We start from the raw sequence: 16,784 nt of genomic DNA, 5'->3' as shown, positions 1-16,784 counted from the left end.
GAGACAGCTACCGAAGCCGACGCGTGCGATGATGTGCCCGCCAACTCCATACCGGCCGTTCGAATCCGCGCGGGAGAGTCCCGGCCACCCTTGGTGGCGGGCGCCGAAGGAGCAAGTTCCTCCCTTGAATCTCTCAGGCCCAGTACCGCGCGGACGAGGCAGATCTGAAAAGCGAATCGCCGCCAGGCGGCTCCACCCAAGGTGCAAGTCACGACCTCCGTGCGCGTGTGTGTACGTAGGGTCGTGATGAACCTCTCAGGTTCCGATGACAGATGGGGAGGATTGTCCTCTCTGTCATGCCCTGGGAGCCACACCTATGAGCAATACGTCTGACACCCCCGTCCCCGAAGCGGCCGGTCCCGACGCGCCGCGTCTCACCGCGCTCGACGCCGTGCACCGCTCACTGGGCGCGACGATGACCGACTTCGCCGGCTGGGACATGCCGCTGCGCTACGCCAGCGAGCGTGAGGAGCACCTCGCCGTCCGTACGGAGGCTGGCCTCTTCGACCTCTCCCACATGGGTGAGATCACCGTCACCGGCACACAGGCGGCCGAGGCGCTGGACTACGCGCTGGTCGGCAACATCGGCACGCTCGCCGTGGGCCGCGCCCGCTACACCATGATCTGCCAGGAGGACGGCGGAATCCTGGACGACCTGATCGTGTACCGCCTCGACACCCACGGCGCCCCCGAGTTCATGATCGTCGCGAACGCCTCCAACGCGCAGGTGGTCCTCGACGAGCTGACCGGCCGCGCCGCGGACTTCGACGTCGAGGTGCGGGACGACCGCGACGCGTACGCGCTGCTCGCCGTCCAGGGCCCCCGGTCGCCCGGCATCCTCGCCCAGCTCACCGACGCCGATCTGGCCGGGCTCAAGTACTACGCCGGGCTGCCCGGCACCGTCGCCGGTGTGCCCGCGCTGATCGCCCGTACCGGCTACACGGGTGAGGACGGCTTCGAGCTGTTCGTGGAGCCCCGGCACGCGGAAGGGCTGTGGCAGGCACTGATGGCCGCGGGCGCGTCCGCCGGACTCGTACCGGCCGGGCTCTCGTGCCGCGACACCCTGCGGATGGAGGCCGGGATGCCGCTGTACGGGCAGGAGCTGACGACCGGCCTCACGCCCTTCGACGCGGGCCTGGGCCGGGTCGTCAAGTTCGAGAAGGAGGGCTACTTCGTGGGCCGTACGGCGCTGGAGGCCGCCGCCGAGCGCGCCGAGAGCGCGCCGCCGCGCAAGCTCACCGGGCTCGTCGCCGAGGGCCGCCGGGTGCCGCGCGCCGGATACCCGGTGGTGGCGGACGGCGCGGTGGTGGGCCATGTCACCTCGGGCGCGCCGTCGCCGACGCTGGGCCGGCCGATCGCGATGGCCTACGTGGACGCGTCGCACGCCGCGGCGGGCACGGCGGGTGTCGGGGTCGACATCCGGGGCTCGATCGAGCCGTACGAGGTCGTCGCGCTGCCGTTCTACAAGCGTCAGAAGTAGCGCCTGCCGGAGCGGGTGTCATCTCACTCCGCAAGACACATGTTCACCACCACTCCCCCGCGTACAGGAGAATTCACGACATGAGCAACCCCCAGCAGCTGCGCTACAGCAAGGAGCACGAGTGGCTGTCGACCGCCGATGACGGCGTGTCGACGGTCGGCATCACGGAGTTCGCGGCGAACGCCCTCGGCGACGTCGTGTACGCCCAGCTCCCCGAGGTCGGTTCCACGGTGACCGCGGGCGACACCTGCGGCGAGCTGGAGTCGACGAAGTCGGTCAGCGACCTGTACTCCCCCGTCACGGGTGAGATCACCGAGGCGAACCAGGACGTCGTGGACGACCCCTCGCTGGTGAACTCCGCACCCTTCGAGGGCGGCTGGCTGTTCAAGGTGCGCGTCGCGGACGAGCCGAAGGACCTGCTCTCCGCCGACGAGTACACCGAATTCTCCGGCAACTGAGACCCCCAGGGACTGTGATGTCTTCGAAGTCGCTCCTCAACTCCTCTCTCCACGAGCTCGACCCCGACGTCGCCGCCGCCGTCGACGCCGAACTCCACCGCCAGCAGTCGACGCTCGAAATGATCGCGTCGGAGAACTTCGCTCCGGTCGCCGTCATGGAGGCGCAGGGCTCCGTCCTGACCAACAAGTACGCCGAGGGCTACCCGGGCCGCCGCTACTACGGCGGCTGTGAGCACGTCGACGTCATCGAGACCATCGCGATCGACCGGGTGAAGGCGCTGTTCGGCGCCGAGCACGCCAACGTGCAGCCCCACTCCGGCGCGCAGGCCAACGCCGCGGCGATGTTCGCGCTGCTGAAGCCGGGCGACACGATCATGGGCCTGAACCTGGCCCACGGCGGTCATCTGACGCACGGCATGAAGATCAACTTCTCCGGCAAGCTCTACAACGTGGTCGCCTACCACGTCGACGAGGAGACCGGTCAGGTCGACATGGCCGAGGTCGAGCGCCTGGCCAAGGAGTCGCGCCCGAAGCTCATCGTGGCCGGCTGGTCCGCGTACCCGCGTCAGCTCGACTTCGCCGCGTTCCGGCGGATCGCGGACGAGGTCGACGCGTACCTGATGGTCGACATGGCGCACTTCGCCGGTCTGGTCGCCGCGGGTCTGCACCCCAACCCGGTGCCGCACGCGCACGTCGTCACCACGACCACGCACAAGACCCTGGGCGGCCCGCGCGGCGGCGTGATCCTCTCCACCCAGGAGCTGGCCAAGAAGATCAACTCCGCGGTCTTCCCCGGGCAGCAGGGCGGTCCGCTGGAGCACGTCATCGCGGCGAAGGCGGTGTCCTTCAAGGTCGCGGCGACCGAGGAGTTCAAGGAGCGCCAGCAGCTCACACTGGACGGCGCGCGCATCCTCGCCGAGCGTCTGGTGCAGGGCGACGTCACCGAGGTCGGCGTCTCGGTCCTCTCCGGCGGTACGGACGTGCACCTCGTCCTGGTCGACCTGCGGAACTCGGAGCTGGACGGCCGGCAGGCCGAGGACCGGCTGCACGAGATCGGCATCACGGTCAACCGCAACGCCGTCCCGAACGACCCGCGCCCGCCGATGGTCACCTCCGGCCTGCGGATCGGCACCCCGGCGCTCGCCACCCGCGGCTTCACGACCGAGGACTTCACCGAGGTCGCCGATGTCATCGCGGCGGCGCTGAAGCCCGAGTTCGACCGTGACGCCCTGGCGGCGCGCGTGACCGCTCTGGCGGCGAAGCACCCGCTGTACCCCGGCCTGTAGTCGCACCCGCGACCGCGGCCCCGGGGCACCGCGCGCACCTGATCGGCGCGCGCGGTGCCCCGTACTGTTGGACCCATATGCGGTTTCTGCACCACCCCGGCAGACAACGGCGTCTACCACCAGCTAGGAGTCCCCCCGTGGCCATCTCGGTCTTCGACCTGTTCTCGATCGGCATCGGCCCGTCCAGCTCCCATACGGTCGGCCCCATGCGCGCGGCGGGCCTCTTCGCCCGGCGCCTGAAGAACGAGGGCCTGATGGCCCACACCGCCTCCGTACGGGCGGAACTCTTCGGCTCGCTCGGCGCCACCGGCCACGGCCACGGGACCCCCAAGGCGGTGCTGCTGGGTCTGGCGGGCGAGTCCCCCCGTACCGTCGACATCGAGTCCGCCGACGCGCGGGTGGAGACCATCCGCACCGGCGGCCGGATCAGTCTGCTCGGGATGCACGAGATCCCCTTCGACTTCGACGCGGACCTGATCCTGCACCGGCGCAAGGCGCTGCCGTACCACGCGAACGGCATGACGCTCTTCGCGTACGACTCCGACGGCGGCACCCTCCTGGAGAAGACGTACTACTCGGTCGGCGGCGGCTTCGTCGTGGACGAGGACGCCGTGGGCGAGGACCGCATCAAGCTGGACGACACGGTGCTGACGTACCGTTTCCGCAGCGGTGACGAACTCCTGCGGCTGGCCCGCGAGACCGGGCTCTCGATCTCCGCGCTGATGATGGAGAACGAGAAGGCGTGGCGCACGGAGGCCGAGATCCGTGAGGGCCTGCTGGAGATCTGGACGGCCATGCGGGCGTGCGTGGCCCGCGGCATGGCACGCGAGGGCATCCTGCCCGGCGGCCTCAAGGTCCGCCGCCGCGCGGCGAATTCGGCGCGGCAACTGCGCGCCGAGGGTGACCCGGCGGCCCACGCGATGGAGTGGATCACCCTCTACGCGATGGCGGTCAACGAGGAGAACGCGGCCGGCGGTCGCGTCGTGACCGCCCCCACCAACGGCGCGGCGGGCATCATCCCCGCTGTCCTGCACTACTACCTGAACTTCGCCGCGGCCGGCCACACGGACGCCGAGAAGGACGACGACATCGTCCGCTTCCTGCTCGCCGCCGGCGCGATCGGCATGCTCTTCAAGGAGAACGCGTCCATCTCGGGCGCCGAGGTCGGCTGCCAGGGCGAGGTCGGCTCGGCCTGCTCGATGGCGGCGGGCGCTCTCGCGGAGGTTCTGGGCGGCAGCCCCGAACAGGTCGAGAACGCCGCCGAGATCGGTATGGAACACAACCTCGGCCTGACCTGCGACCCGGTCGGCGGCCTCGTACAGATCCCGTGCATCGAGCGCAACGGCATGGCGGCGGTCAAGGCGGTCACGGCGGCGAAGATGGCGCTGCGCGGCGACGGCAGCCACAAGGTGTCCCTGGACAAGGTCATCAAGACGATGAAGGAGACCGGCGCCGACATGTCGGTCAAGTACAAGGAGACGGCGCGGGGCGGCCTCGCGGTGAACATCATCGAGTGCTGAGCGGGCAGCCGCGCCCCGCCAGGCCCTGCCCGGCGGACCGAGCCTAGGTCGTGTCGCTCCCGCTGGTGCGGTTTCCGCTCTTGCCGGAGCGCTTGACCAGTTCGCCCGCCGCGAGGGTGGCGGTCGCCACGCCGCGTACCCACCGAGGTCCCCCGCGCGACGCCCACACCACGGCGCCGCACCCGGCCACGGTGAGGGCCAGGACCACACCGAGCAGTACCACCATCAGCCTCTCCCTTTTTCCGGTCGCGTCAGGATACGGGGACGGGCGTGGCCAGTTGTCGGCTGTCGGCGGCGTCGGCGGCCGGTCAGGCCCCCGGGCCGCAGGCGATCAGCAGGGGCAGCAGAGGTGCGGCGGCGGAGGCCAGGACGATGCCGAGCCCCGTCGCGCGGCCGGGCTTCGGGTACGGGTCGAGGACACGGCGCATCCGGATGAGCGAACCGGAGCCGCCCGCTCCCAGCGCGACGCGGGGTGTCTGGCCGGCCGCGACCTCGTACATCGCGGCGGCGAGCACCTCGCGTGGATGGCCGCGCAGCGCCCGGTCGTCCGCCACCATCTCCAGCAGCAGCGCCGTCTGTTCCCTGGCCAGCCGGGCGAGCGGAAGCCCCGGGAAAGCATGCGCGAAAGCCTCCATGGCGGCGCGCACCAGGTGGTGGCGCCCGGCGATATGGGCCTGCTCGTGGGCCAGTACGGCGCGCAGCTGCTCCTCGGAGAGGACCCGCAGCGCGGCGCTGGTGACGACGACGCGCGGGGCGCGGCCCGGCAGGCAGTAGACGGCGGCCACCGCGTGCTCCACGACCGTGGCGCCGTACCGGGGCGCGGGGCTGCCGACCAGGGCGAGCAGGTCGCGTTGGCGCCGCCGGGCCCGGTGCGCGCGCCACGAGATCCGGACCAGGGCAACGGCCGGGAGCAGCACGAGAGTTGCCGGGAGCAGGACGGCCGCGAGGTCGGTCGGTGTCGGCGGTGTGTCCCGCGCCGGGCCGCCGGTCATCAGGCCGCACGCGGTGAGCAGTCCGACGAGACCGTCGTGCACATGCGGTTCGGACAGGAGCAGGTGGTAGAAGGCGAGCGCGCCGGAGACGACGAACGTCGCGGCCAGCCCGAGCCAGGCGGTGATCGCGGCCGCCGGGGCGCGGTGGAGCCAGCTCGCCCGCGCCAGGAGGTACGGGGCGGCGCTACCCATCAGCAGGGCGTAGCCGGCCAGCACGGCGGCCGTGGTCACGGGGCGCCTTCGCGCCGCTTCGCCAGCCGCAGGGCTTCGCGCAGCGCGTCGGCCTCGCCGGGTGAGATCCGCTCCACGAAGCTGAGGAGGGCGCCCGCCGGATCCGGGTTTCCGCCGAGCGCTTCCTGCATGAGAGCGGCCGTGTACTGCTGCCGCGTACAGGTGGGCTCGTACAGCCAGGCCCGCCCCTCCTTCTCGCGTCGGAGCATGCCCTTGCGGTACAGGATGTCGGCCACGGTCTTGACGGTGCTGTAGGCGATGGGCCGCTGTGTGTTGATGTCGGTGAGCACGTCGCGCGCGGTCGCGGGCCGTCCCCAGGACCACAGGCGGTGCATGATCTCCGCCTCCAGCTCGCCCAGCTGACGCACGCCCGCTCCCTCCGTCGTCGGTGACCGCTCATCCTAAGGCTCCACCCCTCCACATTGCCACTAAACTGCTTAGCAGTTACGCTCTCGACTCGCCCGTCGCGGCGGTCGGCCGCGCGGGTCGTTCCTGCGGGGCGTGCGGGACGTGCGGCTGCGAAGTGGAGGGTGGCGGAGCGGGTGAGCGCGAGCGGGTACGGACGGGCGGGGAGCGTCGGTGGGCGCCTCCTGCTGGTCGTCGTGCTCGCGCTCGGGGTGTTCGCCATGCACACGGTCGGGCATCCTGACGAGTCGTACGGCTCGGGGGCGGGCGCGATGACCCACGCCTCCGCCGATCCGGCCCCGGCCCCTGCGCGGGACCACGCCCTCCCTCACACGTCGCCGGCGGACGAGCCGGTCATGGGCATGGACGGCATGGCCATGGACATGGCCTCGCTGTGCGTGGCGGTGCTCGGTACGTGGGTGCTCGCGGCCCTGTCGGCGGCGTTCGCCCGCCGGCCCGGACGGCTCACCGACCCCCTCGCGGGCGTCGCCGTCGCGCGGCGGCCCAACCCCCCGCCCCGTACACCGGAGTTGTCGTCGCTGTCGGTCCTGCGGATCTAGGCCGAACCGCCCTCAGGGGCGCGAAGCCGCGTACGCACACATCCGCAGGACCGACCACAGGGTTGTACCGAAATGAGTTCCATCAAGCACGCCGGTCACCGGCGCCGCCTCGCCCTCGCGGGCGCGCTCACCGCCTCGGCCCTCCTGCTCGCCGCGTGCGGCGACGGGGACGGCCACGACTCCACCGCGGGCGCGTTCAACGACGCGGACGTCGCCTTCGCCCAGGGGATGATTCCGCACCACCAGCAGGCCGTCGAGATGTCCACGCTGGCCGGCGGCCGGGCCTCAAGCACGGAGATCAGGACTCTGGCCGACGAGATCGAGAAGGCGCAGGACCCGGAGATCGCGACCATGCGTTCCTGGCTCAAGGCGTGGGGCGAGCCGGAGTCGGCCGACGGGAGCATGCCCGGCATGGACCACGGCTCGGGCGACTCGGGCCACTCGGACGGCGGGGGCGGCTCGGACGGCGCGGACGGGATGATGTCCGGCCAGGACATGGCGGAGCTGACCGCCGCCAAGGGCGCCGACTTCGACAAGAAGTTCGCGGAGCTGATGATCGAGCACCACAACGGGGCGATCACGATGGCCCGCGACGAGCGGAAGAACGGCGAGAGCGCCAGGGCCAAGAAGCTCGCCGCGGAGGTGATCAAGGCACAGACGGCCGAGGTCGAGCAGTTGCGCACACTCATCGACCGGCTCTGACCCGCGGGGATCGCCGGACGGCACCGGGCGTCCGCGCACCCGGAGCGGTCCGGCGATCCCCACCCCTTCCCGTATACCCCTAGGGGGTATATCCTGCATCGTGTCGGGCCGCCACCAGGCCTCCCACGGAAACGGAAGAGGGGTCGAGATCCATGGACCACACCGACCACGCGGGACATGTGCCGGGCGGCACGGGCGGGGCGTCCTGGTCCATGGCGACCAGGGCGACGCTGCACTGTCTGACCGGGTGCGCCATCGGCGAGATCCTCGGCATGGTCATCGGCACCGCCCTGCTGTGGGGCAACGTGCCGACCATGATTCTGGCGATCTCCCTGGCCTTCGTCTTCGGCTACTCGTTCACCGTGTTCGCGGTCCGCGGGGCCGGCCTCGACCGGAAGTCCGCCGTCAAGATCGCACTCGCCGCCGACACCGTGTCCATCGCGGTCATGGAGCTCGTCGACAACGGCATCATCGCGCTCACTCCCGGCGCGATGGACGCCCACCTGTCCGACGGACTGTTCTGGTACGCGCTCCTCGGCGGATTCGCCGTCGCGTTCCTGATCACCACTCCGGTCAACAAGTGGATGATCGGCCGCGGCAAGGGCCACGCCGTCGTCCACTCCCTCCACTGAGCGCGCCCGCTCTCGCCGCCGTCAGCGGGGGACGTGCCACAGGAGCACACAGCCGGCGCCGATCAGCGCGGCGAGGCTCGCGCACACCAGGCGCCGCCGCAGCAGCTCGTAGCGCGCGGTGTACTCCGCCCGCAGCTCACCGGCGCGCGCCACCACCGCTTCCAGCGCCCGCCGGGACATGGCGATGTGGTCCTGGGTGTAGAGGCTGACGACTTCCTCGTGCTGAGCGGTCGTCAGCCACGGCATGCGGTCGGCGAAGACCACGGCGTGTGTACGGGCTTCCCGCACCCGGCTCTGGGCCAGCAGGTAGCCCTCCAACTGCTGGATGCCCGCGGACGCCTCCCCCGACTGCGGTGAGGACTTGCCGTTCACGACCGGCCCTCGTCGTCCCCCAGCGGAGCGGCGACGCCCTCCCCGGGCTCCACGACGTCCCGCCGGCCCGCGTTGTGCGCGTCTTCGAGGGCGGAGACCTCCGGGTGGTGCAGGTCGAACGCCGGGGATTCGGAGCGGATCCTGGGCAGTGTGAGGAAGTTGTGCCGGGGCGGCGGGCAGGAAGTCGCCCATTCCAGGGAACGGCCGTAGCCCCAGGGGTCGTCCTCCTCGATCTTCTTCCCGTATTTGGCGGTCTTCCAGACGTTGTAGAAGAACGGCAGCATCGACAGGCCCAGCAGGAACGAGCTGATCGTGGAGATGGTGTTCAGCGTGGTGAAGCCGTCGGCCGCGAGATAGTCCGCGTAACGGCGGGGCATTCCTTCCGCGCCGAGCCAGTGCTGCACCAGGAATGTGCCGTGGAAACCCACGAACAGCGTCCAGAACGTCATCTTCCCGAGCCGTTCGTCCAGGATCTTGCCGGTCATCTTCGGCCACCAGAAGTGGAAGCCGGCGAACATCGCGAACACCACGGTGCCGAAGACGACGTAGTGGAAGTGCGCGACGACGAAGTACGAGTCGGAGACATGGAAGTCCATCGGCGGCGAGGCCAGGATGACGCCCGTCAGACCACCGAAAAGGAACGTGACGAGAAAGCCGATCGACCACAGCATCGGTGTCTCGAAGGACAGCGAGCCTTTCCACATCGTGCCGATCCAGTTGAAGAACTTCACCCCGGTCGGCACCGCGATCAGGAATGTCATGAAGGAGAAGAACGGCAACAGCACACCGCCCGTCACATACATGTGGTGGGCCCATACGGTGGCGGAGAGACCCGCGATGGCGATCGTCGCTCCGACCAGACCGATGTACCCGAAGATCGGCTTGCGGCTGAACACCGGAATGATTTCGGAGACGATCCCGAAGAAGGGCAGGGCGATGATGTACACCTCTGGATGCCCGAAGAACCAGAACAGATGTTGCCAGAGCAACGCGCCGCCGGTGGCGGAGTCGAAGATGTGCGCACCGAATTTCCGGTCGGCCTCCAACGCCAGCAGCGCACCGGCCAGTACGGGGAAGGCGAGCAGGACCAGCACGGCCGTCAACAGCACGTTCCAGCAGAAGATCGGCATCCGGAACATCGTCATGCCGGGCGCGCGCATACAGACGATCGTGGTGATGAAGTTGACCGAGCCGAGGATCGTGCCGAATCCGGAGAAGGCCAGACCCATGATCCACAGGTCCGCTCCCACACTCGGCGAGCGCACCGCGTCCGACAACGGCGAATAGGCGAACCAGCCGAAGTCCGCCGCGCCCTGCGGGGTGATGAAGCCGGCCACCGCGATGGTCGAGCCGAACAGATAGAGCCAGTACGCGAACATGTTCAGCCGAGGGAACGCCACATCGGGCGCGCCGATCTGCAACGGCATGATCCAGTTGGTGAATCCGGCGAACAGCGGCGTCGCGAACATCAGCAGCATGATCGTGCCGTGCATCGTGAACGCCTGGTTGAACTGCTCGTTCGACACGATCTGAATGCCGGGACGGGCCAGCTCGGCGCGCATGACCAGCGCCATCACGCCGCCGATCACGAAGAACGCGAACGACGTGATCAGGTAGAGCGTGCCGATCGTCTTGTGGTCGGTGGTGGTGAGCCACTTGATGACGACATTGCCGGGCTCTTTGCGCCGCACCGGCAGCTCGTTCTGATACGAGTCGTCGTCACTCTCCTGCGGGGCGTCGACCTCAAATCCGGGCTGTGCTGCCACACCAACTCCAGTTCAGTCACCGACCACCGACGCGAACCCGCATATGCCGGCCGGGCAAACCCAGACAAACAAAGATGATTACGCCCGCAATGTATTCCATGCCGGTTGTACGGACCGACACGGAAGGGTGCATCGGGCGCTGTTTCACACGTTCGTGGGGCATGCCGGTGCGCACGTCGACCACGTACGCATGATGATCTTTGTTACTACCTTCGGCCCGCGGGCCCGGAGTCGGCGCTCCCGGTGCCGGCGGACCTGGTCCTGGCCGCCAGCACCAGGGGAGTCACGCCGCCGGCCTCGGCGAACCGTTCCGGCGTCAGGCCCGCGTCCAGGAAGGCGTGCAGCAGCTCGGGCAGCGGACGGTGCGTCGCGCCGACCTTGTCGCGCAGACCCTGGTCCGTCCAGGAGTCCGTCGTCCAGTGGCCGTCGAGATAGCCGGGCCGGACGACGACCATGTCCGGGTCACGGCGGTCGGCGAAGCCCCCGCAGAAGCAGGGGTGGACGCCGATGTGGACGAACACCCCGCCGGGACGCAACACCCGGGCCACCTCGCGGAGTACGGCCGGGTAGCCGGGCATGTCGGTGTGCACCATCACCGCGAGGACCGCGGGGACCGATCCGTCGCGGAGCGGCAGCCGCTCGGCGTCGGCCCGTGCCACCGGCAGCCGGCCGCGCGCGTGGCGCAGCATGCCGGCCGCGAGGTCCACGCCGACGGGCGTGCGGCCGAGCGCCCGGACGCGGGCGGCGTGGATGCCGGTGCCGCAGCCGATCTCCAGGCAGGTGCCGGTGCCCTCGCCGAGCAGGTCGGCGACGAGGTCGCCGAGACCGAGCGGGTCCGCGTGCCCGGAGTCGTCCGCCCCGAGGAATTCGTGCTCGTACCAGTCCGCGATCTCGTCGTACGCCGCCGTCGCCATGGGGCCGCCCTTCCGCGCTCCGCCGCTGCGGGTGTTCCGCCTCGTCCACTCCCTCACCTGCCCCGGCGGCGGGGCAGGGCCACGCGTTCCGCCCGGGGCTGAAACGGGCTGTCAACGGCGGTGCGTACGAAGTCCCTTCGCCTTCAGCCGGATCGCGTCCACGACGTCCAGGGCGCACCGGGTGCCTCTGCCGTGGACCAGTGCCAGGACGCCGATTCCCGCCGCGCCGAGCGCGAAGGGCTCCCCCATCGGCGGCAGTGGGAGGAACGCGACGGCGACGACGCCGAGCGCCGTCAGCACCGTCGCCGTGACCAGCCGGACCGCTCCCCGGTCGCGCACCGGCGTGACGCCGTCGAGCCTGTCCTGGTCCAGCAGGGCCCCGACACGGCCCTCCGCGTACCGGTCGGCGATCGTCAGCAGCAGTCGCGCGAGATCGGTCAGGGCCGCGCGCGGTTCGCTGTCGAGGCGCGCCTCGGCCTCCCGCAGTACGGCGACGACCTGGCCGGCGTGCCGCTTCAGGTCGCGGCGGCGGCGCGAGCGCCAGGGGATGGTGCCGCGCGTCGCGTGCGCGTTCTGGAGGACCTTCGTGACCTCCCGGAGGTGGACCCCGACGCGCGCCCGCTCCGTCACATGCCGCTGACCGCCCGCCCCGTACGCGACGGCGCACGCCCGTACGGCACGCACCAGCACGTACACGGGCGCGAAGCGGCGTACGACCGCCACGGGTCCGCCGCCCGCCCACGGCGGGCCGAGCAGCGGCAGGAGCAGCAGCGAGAACGCAACAACGGTGGCGACCAGCAGGGCGAACACGGTCGCCGACGCGAGGACGGCGAGGACGACCACCACCGGCCTGTCCAGGCCGTACGGCAGGGCGCCCACCCATGAGTCGATCGCGGCGACGACGGGGCCCGGGCTCTCCGGCCCGACCAGCCCCGCCAGGAAGTCGCCCCAGCCGGACAGCACCGGGCGGATCAGCAGCAGGGCCGCGAGACAGAACGCGACTCTCCACCGCCGCGCGGCGCGCCGGTACCGCTGCCGCGTGCGTAAGGCGACATGTACCCGCCCCGATACCGGCGCGTCGATGCCCATGCGATCGAGATCGTCGCGAAGTCGCGCCGCGTCAGGGGCGGTTACGTGCTTTCGCCCCCGCCCGGACTCTGTCCACGTCATAGGACGAGCATGTCACCGGTCACGCTCCGAGACGAACCGGAAGCGTGGCGGAACTGTTGGAGAACAGCGAGGGCACCGGGATCAGGTCGTCCGGGTCGACGGCCAGTGTCAGCTCCGGATACCGCTTGAACACCGCCGGTATGGCCAGCGCCGCTTCGAGCCTGGCCAGCGGGGCGCCGAGGCAGAAGTGCGGGCCGTGGCTGAAGGCCAGGTGTTTGCGCTGCTCCCTGGTGATGTCGAACTCGTCGGCGGCCTCGCCGTGTTGGGCCGTGTCGCGGCCGACGGCGCTGTACGGGGCCATGATCGCCTCGCCCTTGGGGATGCGCACGCCCGCGATCTCGACGTCCTCCAGGGGGTACCGGAAGGGGAAGTTGCCGATCGGCGCGTCCCAGCGCAGGGTCTCCTCGACCACGTTCGCCCAGACCGTCTCGTCGCCCTGTTCGGCGACGGTGCGCTGGTCGGGGTGGGTGAGCAGGGCGCGTACGGCGTTGGTGATCAGGCCGAGTGTGGTCTCCTGCCCGGCGGCGAGCATCAGCAGGAGCGTGCCGACCAGCTCCTCCTCGCTGAGCGAGTCGGGGTCCGCTTCGCGGGCGGCGACGAGCGCGCTGGTCAGGTCGTCACCGGGGTGCTCACGGCAGGTCTCGACCACCCGGGCGAGCAGCTGGTACTGCTCGATCTGACTGGCCATCACTTCTTCCGGCCCCAGGTCGGAGCGGAAGATGTTGTCCATCAACTCCTTGAGCCGGGGCCGCTCGTGCTCGGGGACGCCGAAGAGTTCACAGATCACCCGCATCGGCACCGGGTGGGCGAAGTGCCGGCGGAGGTCGACGCTGCCGTCGGCGTCGGCGTGCGAAGGGAGCGCGTCCAGCAGGTCGGTGACGATCCGTTCGATGCGCGGACGCATCTCCTGGACCCGGCGGGGCGTGAAGGTCTGGGTGACCAGCTTCCGCAGCCTGCGGTGCTCCTGGCCGTCCGAGGTGACCATGTTGGTGACCTTCACCATGCCGATGAGCGGCCAGCCGTCGGTTATCTCGCCGCGCAGGATGGCGTTCCAGTTGCGCCAGTCCTTGCTGAAGCGCGGGTCGGCGACCATGTCGTTCAGGAGGGCGTGGTCGGTCACCGACCAGGCCATGACGTCTCCGGGCAGTCTGATACGTACCACGGGACCGAGTTCACGGAGCCGGGCCGCTTCGCCGTGGTGGTCGCCGCCGTGCGGGTCGAGGGTGACGACCGGTATCTCCGCCTCGGAGGGGACTGCCGCTTGCAGGGTCATGTTGCTTCTCCAGAACTCGGTCTCGGGTGTGCGGATCTCTGGGAAGTTCCGTCCGTCTTCGGGCTGTATCAAGCCACTTCGGACTGCCCCCGGCCGGTGCGGATCGGAATCCGCGCCGCCGAGAACCGCGCCGGGAGGGCGACGGGGACCCGCGTCCAGGGTGAGGGACGCCAGGTCACCTCCTCGGCGGGGATCGCCAGTTTCATGTCGGGCAGCAGGTTCAGCGCGGTGTTCACGGCCGTACGGGTGATGAGCCGCGCCGGTACCTGCGCCGGGCAGACGTGCGGTCCGGCCGAGAAGGCGAGGTGGGCGCGGTTGCCCGGCTCCTCGTCGCCCTCGTCGGGGCGGATCGCCGGGTCGTCGTTGGCGGCGGCGTGCCCGAGGATGAGGCAGTCGCCGCGCTGGATGAGCCGGCCGCCCAACTCGGTGTCGTGCAGGGCGTACCGGGCCGGCATGTTGTTCATCGGCGGGTCGCGCCAGAGCGCTTGGTCGAGCGCGTCGTCCACCCCGAGCCGGCCGCCGTGCAGCCGGGCTGCGAACCGGGGGTCCGTGAGCATCAGGCGCAGCGTGTGCGCGATCCACGCCGTGACGGTCTCGTTGCCCGCGGAGATCATCACCACGATCGACTGGAGGCGCTCGGCCTCGTTGAGGAGGTTCGGGTGGTTGATGAAGACCGTCGTCATGTCGTCGGTCGGGTTGCGCTGCCGCTCGCGCACCGTGTCGAGCAGGATCTGCTCGAAGTGACGGTTGCCCGCCTGGGAGTCGTCGGCGCTGCCGAACAGGGCGATGAGCGCGTCCAGCAGCTCCCGGCCCTCGATGGCGTCCAGGCCGAAGAGGGAGGCGAGGGAGAGCATCGGCACGATCGTGGCGTACTCGTTCACCAGATCCGCGCTGCCGCGCTCGGAGAACTTCGCGATCAGGTCGGTGCAGATCTCCTCGACATGGCGGCGCACCTTGCGCTGGTCGATCTTGGCGATGCCGTCGTCGAGCGGCTTGCGCAGCCGCCGGTGCTCGGGGCCGTCGGAACCGATCACACTGGCGCGCCAGCCCATCATCGGCAGCAGACCCGAGTCGGGCGCGACGACACCGTCGTACATGTGGCGCCACTTGCGGCCGTCGCGGGAGTAGATCTGCTCCTGCCGGGTGATGGTCAGCAGCTCGCGGTAGCCCATCACGAGCCAGGCGGGAACGCCCGGTTCGAGTTCCACCTTGGCCACGTTGCCCCACTCCGCGCGGAGTTGGCGGTAGACGGCGCGCGGGTCGGGCGCCCCGACGGCGGCGGACAGCGGGAGCAGCCCCGTACCGCCGCCGGCGGAAGGGTGCGCCGGGCACCGCGGCGGGGGTGACGGCTCGGAGGCGGCGGGTCCGGACGCGGGCCGCTGCCCGGACGCGGGCTCGTGCTCGTGCTCGGACGCGGGCGGTGGGGCGGCGGAACTCATGAGGTGGTCTCCGGGGTGCGTGCCGAGTTCGCCGACACGTACTCGACGAGGCTGATCAGGGCGTCGACGGACGACGCGTGGTCGCGCGCGTCGCACATCATCACCGGTGTCTCGGGCAACAGGTCGAGCGCGCCGCGCAGTTCGTCCGCGCCGTAGTGCTCGCTGTCGGGGAAATGGTTCACGGCGACCGCGAACGGCAGTCCGCGCAGCTCCAGTTGTTCGAGGACGTCGAAGCTGTCCTCCAGTCTTCGGGTGTCCACGATGACGAGGACGCCGAGCGCGCCCTCCGCCAGTCCCTCCCACAGATCCCAGAAGCGGCGCTGTCCGGGTGTCCCGAACAGGTAGAGCACGAGACGGGAGTTGAGGGTGATCCGGCCGAAGTCCATGGCGACGGTGGTCGTGGTCTTCGTACTCATACCGGCCAGGTCGTCCACGCCGACACTCGCCTGCGTCATGGCCTCCTCGGTGCGCAGCGGTTCGATCTCGCTGACCGAGCCGACCAGCGTGGTCTTCCCGACGCCGAACGCGCCCACGACGAGAATCTTGACGGCCTGCTGGACAGTGTCGGGCAAGTAGCGGTCAGCGGAGCCGACGGAGACCATCCAGTACCTCCTGGAGGAGTTGCGGGTCGGGCAGGGCGGCCCTGGGCACACCCGAACGGGCGGAGAGATGGCCGCTGTCGACGAGATCGGACGCCAGCACCTTCACCAGGCTGACCGGCAGTTCGAGATGGGCGGCCGCCTCGACGACGGACAGCAGCCGCTCACACATCCGCACCAGGGCGCGTTCTTCCCTGGTCGCCGAGACCGGCAGGGCACGTGGAGGGCTGATCGCCACGAGGAGGGTCTCAATACTTATGGTGTTGCGGGTCGGCCGGGAGCGCCCTTTGGTGATCACGTACGGACGTAAGGCACTGTCCGCGTACTCCTCTCCCGGACCACTCATACGGGGTCCTGCCGCGGCGGACTGCTCAGATTGCCCGCCCCGATCTTGATCACCTGCGCCTGCATCTGCCGGGCGACGAGCTTGGGGTCCACCACGGGGCCTGTCACGACGGCGAGATGGGCTCCGTTGGCGCTGCGCATGAAGAGGAAACCGCCGTTGAACTCCACCATCTGCTGGTGCACGACCCCGCCGTCCTCGCCGAACTCCCGGCCGAGGCTGCGGCCGAGGGACTGAAGGCCCGAGCAACTGGCCGACAGACGCTCGGCGGAAGCGCGGTCCATTCCGTCGGAGCTGGCCAGGAGCAGTCCGTCGGCGCTGAAGACGATGACCCGCTCGACCCCCGGTACGACGGCGACCTCGGCGATCATCCAGCTGCGCCGCTCCGGGTTCTCCACGTAGCTCATACTCACGTCTGTCCTTCTGGGGGGAGGGGGTTGGCGGAGGAAGACGGGCCGGTCAGGCCTTCGTCGGTGGGGGAATCCGCGGCGGTGGGGGCGTCCGGGGACGGCAGGGTCCGGCCGCCCTCGAAGAACTGCTCCATCCAGTCGCCGGCCTCTTCCGGCGAGCCGGGCGGGGTGACGGCGGTGGGGGCGGGGTCCACGGCCTCGGCGCCGGGCTCGTACTCGTCGCGCCGCGAAC

The 16,784-nt window shown here is 70.2% G+C and carries 19 protein-coding genes, 1 pseudogene and 1 riboswitch; of the genes and pseudogenes, 7 read left to right on the top strand and 13 right to left on the bottom strand.

The annotated features are described in order from the left end of the window. The first annotated feature begins 60 nt into the window (after positions 1-60). Positions 61-158: riboswitch (glycine riboswitch) on the top strand. Between the two features lie 158 nt (positions 159-316). From gcvT to P3L51_RS28550, 4 genes are all read left to right on the top strand, one after another. Continuing rightward, positions 317-1,480 (top strand): glycine cleavage system aminomethyltransferase GcvT, encoded by a 1,164-nt coding sequence (gene gcvT / locus P3L51_RS28565; protein WP_354608202.1) that lies wholly within the window; start codon positions 317-319, stop codon positions 1,478-1,480. Positions 1,481-1,560: 80 nt separating this feature from the next. Continuing rightward, the gene (gene gcvH / locus P3L51_RS28560) at positions 1,561-1,938 is read left to right on the top strand and encodes a glycine cleavage system protein GcvH (RefSeq protein WP_354608201.1); all 378 of its coding nucleotides are present in this window, start codon (positions 1,561-1,563) and stop codon (positions 1,936-1,938) included. Between the two features lie 17 nt (positions 1,939-1,955). Then, the gene (gene glyA, locus P3L51_RS28555) at positions 1,956-3,224 is read left to right on the top strand and encodes a serine hydroxymethyltransferase (RefSeq protein ID WP_354608200.1); all 1,269 of its coding nucleotides are present in this window, start codon (positions 1,956-1,958) and stop codon (positions 3,222-3,224) included. 137 nt (positions 3,225-3,361) lie between these two features. Further along, positions 3,362-4,744 (top strand): L-serine ammonia-lyase, encoded by a 1,383-nt coding sequence (locus P3L51_RS28550; RefSeq protein ID WP_354608199.1) that lies wholly within the window; start codon positions 3,362-3,364, stop codon positions 4,742-4,744. 43 nt (positions 4,745-4,787) lie between these two features. Here P3L51_RS28550 and P3L51_RS28545 read toward each other — a convergent pair whose 3' ends face one another. The 3 genes from P3L51_RS28545 to P3L51_RS28535 form a co-directional block, all read right to left on the bottom strand. Next, a complete protein-coding gene (locus P3L51_RS28545; RefSeq protein ID WP_354608198.1) occupies positions 4,788-4,970 on the bottom strand; it encodes a hypothetical protein in 183 nt (60 codons plus the stop codon). Between the two features lie 82 nt (positions 4,971-5,052). Continuing rightward, positions 5,053-5,967 (bottom strand): M56 family metallopeptidase, encoded by a 915-nt coding sequence (locus P3L51_RS28540; RefSeq protein WP_354608197.1) that lies wholly within the window; start codon positions 5,965-5,967, stop codon positions 5,053-5,055. Next, positions 5,964-6,335 (bottom strand): BlaI/MecI/CopY family transcriptional regulator, encoded by a 372-nt coding sequence (locus P3L51_RS28535; protein ID WP_354608196.1) that lies wholly within the window; start codon positions 6,333-6,335, stop codon positions 5,964-5,966. Before P3L51_RS28535 ends, P3L51_RS28540 begins: the two co-directional genes overlap by 4 nt. A 174-nt stretch (positions 6,336-6,509) precedes the next feature. Here P3L51_RS28535 and P3L51_RS28530 point away from each other — a divergent pair, with 174 nt between their 5' ends. The 3 genes from P3L51_RS28530 (at position 6,510) to P3L51_RS28520 (ending at position 8,266) form a co-directional block, all read left to right on the top strand. After that, positions 6,510-6,932 carry a DUF6153 family protein gene (locus P3L51_RS28530; RefSeq protein WP_354608195.1) on the top strand — a complete coding sequence of 141 codons (423 nt, stop codon included), beginning with the start codon at positions 6,510-6,512 and terminating at the stop codon, positions 6,930-6,932. A 72-nt stretch (positions 6,933-7,004) separates the two neighbouring features. Further along, complete coding sequence (locus tag P3L51_RS28525) at positions 7,005-7,634, top strand: DUF305 domain-containing protein (protein WP_354608194.1); 630 nt, start codon at positions 7,005-7,007, stop codon at positions 7,632-7,634. 152 nt (positions 7,635-7,786) lie between these two features. Next, entirely contained in the window at positions 7,787-8,266 is a 480-nt protein-coding gene (locus P3L51_RS28520) for a DUF4396 domain-containing protein (RefSeq protein WP_354608193.1), read from the top strand. Positions 8,267-8,287: 21 nt separating this feature from the next. On the opposite strand, the gene P3L51_RS28515 is transcribed toward P3L51_RS28520, so the two are convergent. The 10 genes and pseudogenes from P3L51_RS28515 to P3L51_RS28470 all read right to left on the bottom strand — a co-directional run. After that, complete coding sequence (locus tag P3L51_RS28515; protein ID WP_354608192.1) at positions 8,288-8,638, bottom strand: hypothetical protein; 351 nt, start codon at positions 8,636-8,638, stop codon at positions 8,288-8,290. Continuing rightward, the gene (gene ctaD, locus P3L51_RS28510; protein ID WP_354608191.1) at positions 8,635-10,404 is read right to left on the bottom strand and encodes an aa3-type cytochrome oxidase subunit I; all 1,770 of its coding nucleotides are present in this window, start codon (positions 10,402-10,404) and stop codon (positions 8,635-8,637) included. Before ctaD ends, P3L51_RS28515 begins: the two co-directional genes overlap by 4 nt. Before the next feature lie 206 nt (positions 10,405-10,610). Beyond that, the gene (locus tag P3L51_RS28505) at positions 10,611-11,318 is read right to left on the bottom strand and encodes a class I SAM-dependent methyltransferase (protein WP_354608190.1); all 708 of its coding nucleotides are present in this window, start codon (positions 11,316-11,318) and stop codon (positions 10,611-10,613) included. Positions 11,319-11,429: 111 nt separating this feature from the next. Beyond that, entirely contained in the window at positions 11,430-12,407 is a 978-nt protein-coding gene (locus P3L51_RS28500; protein WP_354608189.1) for a hypothetical protein, read from the bottom strand. Positions 12,408-12,507: 100 nt separating this feature from the next. Beyond that, a complete protein-coding gene (locus P3L51_RS28495) occupies positions 12,508-13,761 on the bottom strand; it encodes a cytochrome P450 family protein (RefSeq protein ID WP_354608188.1) in 1,254 nt (417 codons plus the stop codon). Positions 13,762-13,829: 68 nt separating this feature from the next. Next, the gene (locus tag P3L51_RS28490; RefSeq protein WP_435594545.1) at positions 13,830-15,296 is read right to left on the bottom strand and encodes a cytochrome P450; all 1,467 of its coding nucleotides are present in this window, start codon (positions 15,294-15,296) and stop codon (positions 13,830-13,832) included. Continuing rightward, positions 15,197-15,802: a GTP-binding protein gene (locus P3L51_RS28485; RefSeq protein WP_354608186.1), complete on the bottom strand. Its 606-nt coding sequence runs from the start codon at positions 15,800-15,802 to the stop codon at positions 15,197-15,199. The genes P3L51_RS28490 and P3L51_RS28485 overlap by 100 nt, the downstream gene beginning before the upstream one ends. Then, positions 15,780-16,145 carry a DUF742 domain-containing protein gene (locus P3L51_RS28480; protein WP_354608185.1) on the bottom strand — a complete coding sequence of 122 codons (366 nt, stop codon included), beginning with the start codon at positions 16,143-16,145 and terminating at the stop codon, positions 15,780-15,782. Before P3L51_RS28480 ends, P3L51_RS28485 begins: the two co-directional genes overlap by 23 nt. Then, entirely contained in the window at positions 16,142-16,549 is a 408-nt protein-coding gene (locus P3L51_RS28475; RefSeq protein ID WP_354608184.1) for a roadblock/LC7 domain-containing protein, read from the bottom strand. Before P3L51_RS28475 ends, P3L51_RS28480 begins: the two co-directional genes overlap by 4 nt. A gap of 2 nt (positions 16,550-16,551) precedes the next feature. After that, a pseudogene (locus tag P3L51_RS28470) lies at positions 16,552-16,784 on the bottom strand (ATP-binding protein); the annotation flags it as partial.

It is taken from the genome of Streptomyces panacea, assembly GCF_040560175.1.
Lineage (GTDB): Bacteria > Actinomycetota > Actinomycetes > Streptomycetales > Streptomycetaceae > Streptomyces > Streptomyces panacea.
This window is presented reverse-complemented; position numbering and strand designations above follow the sequence as displayed.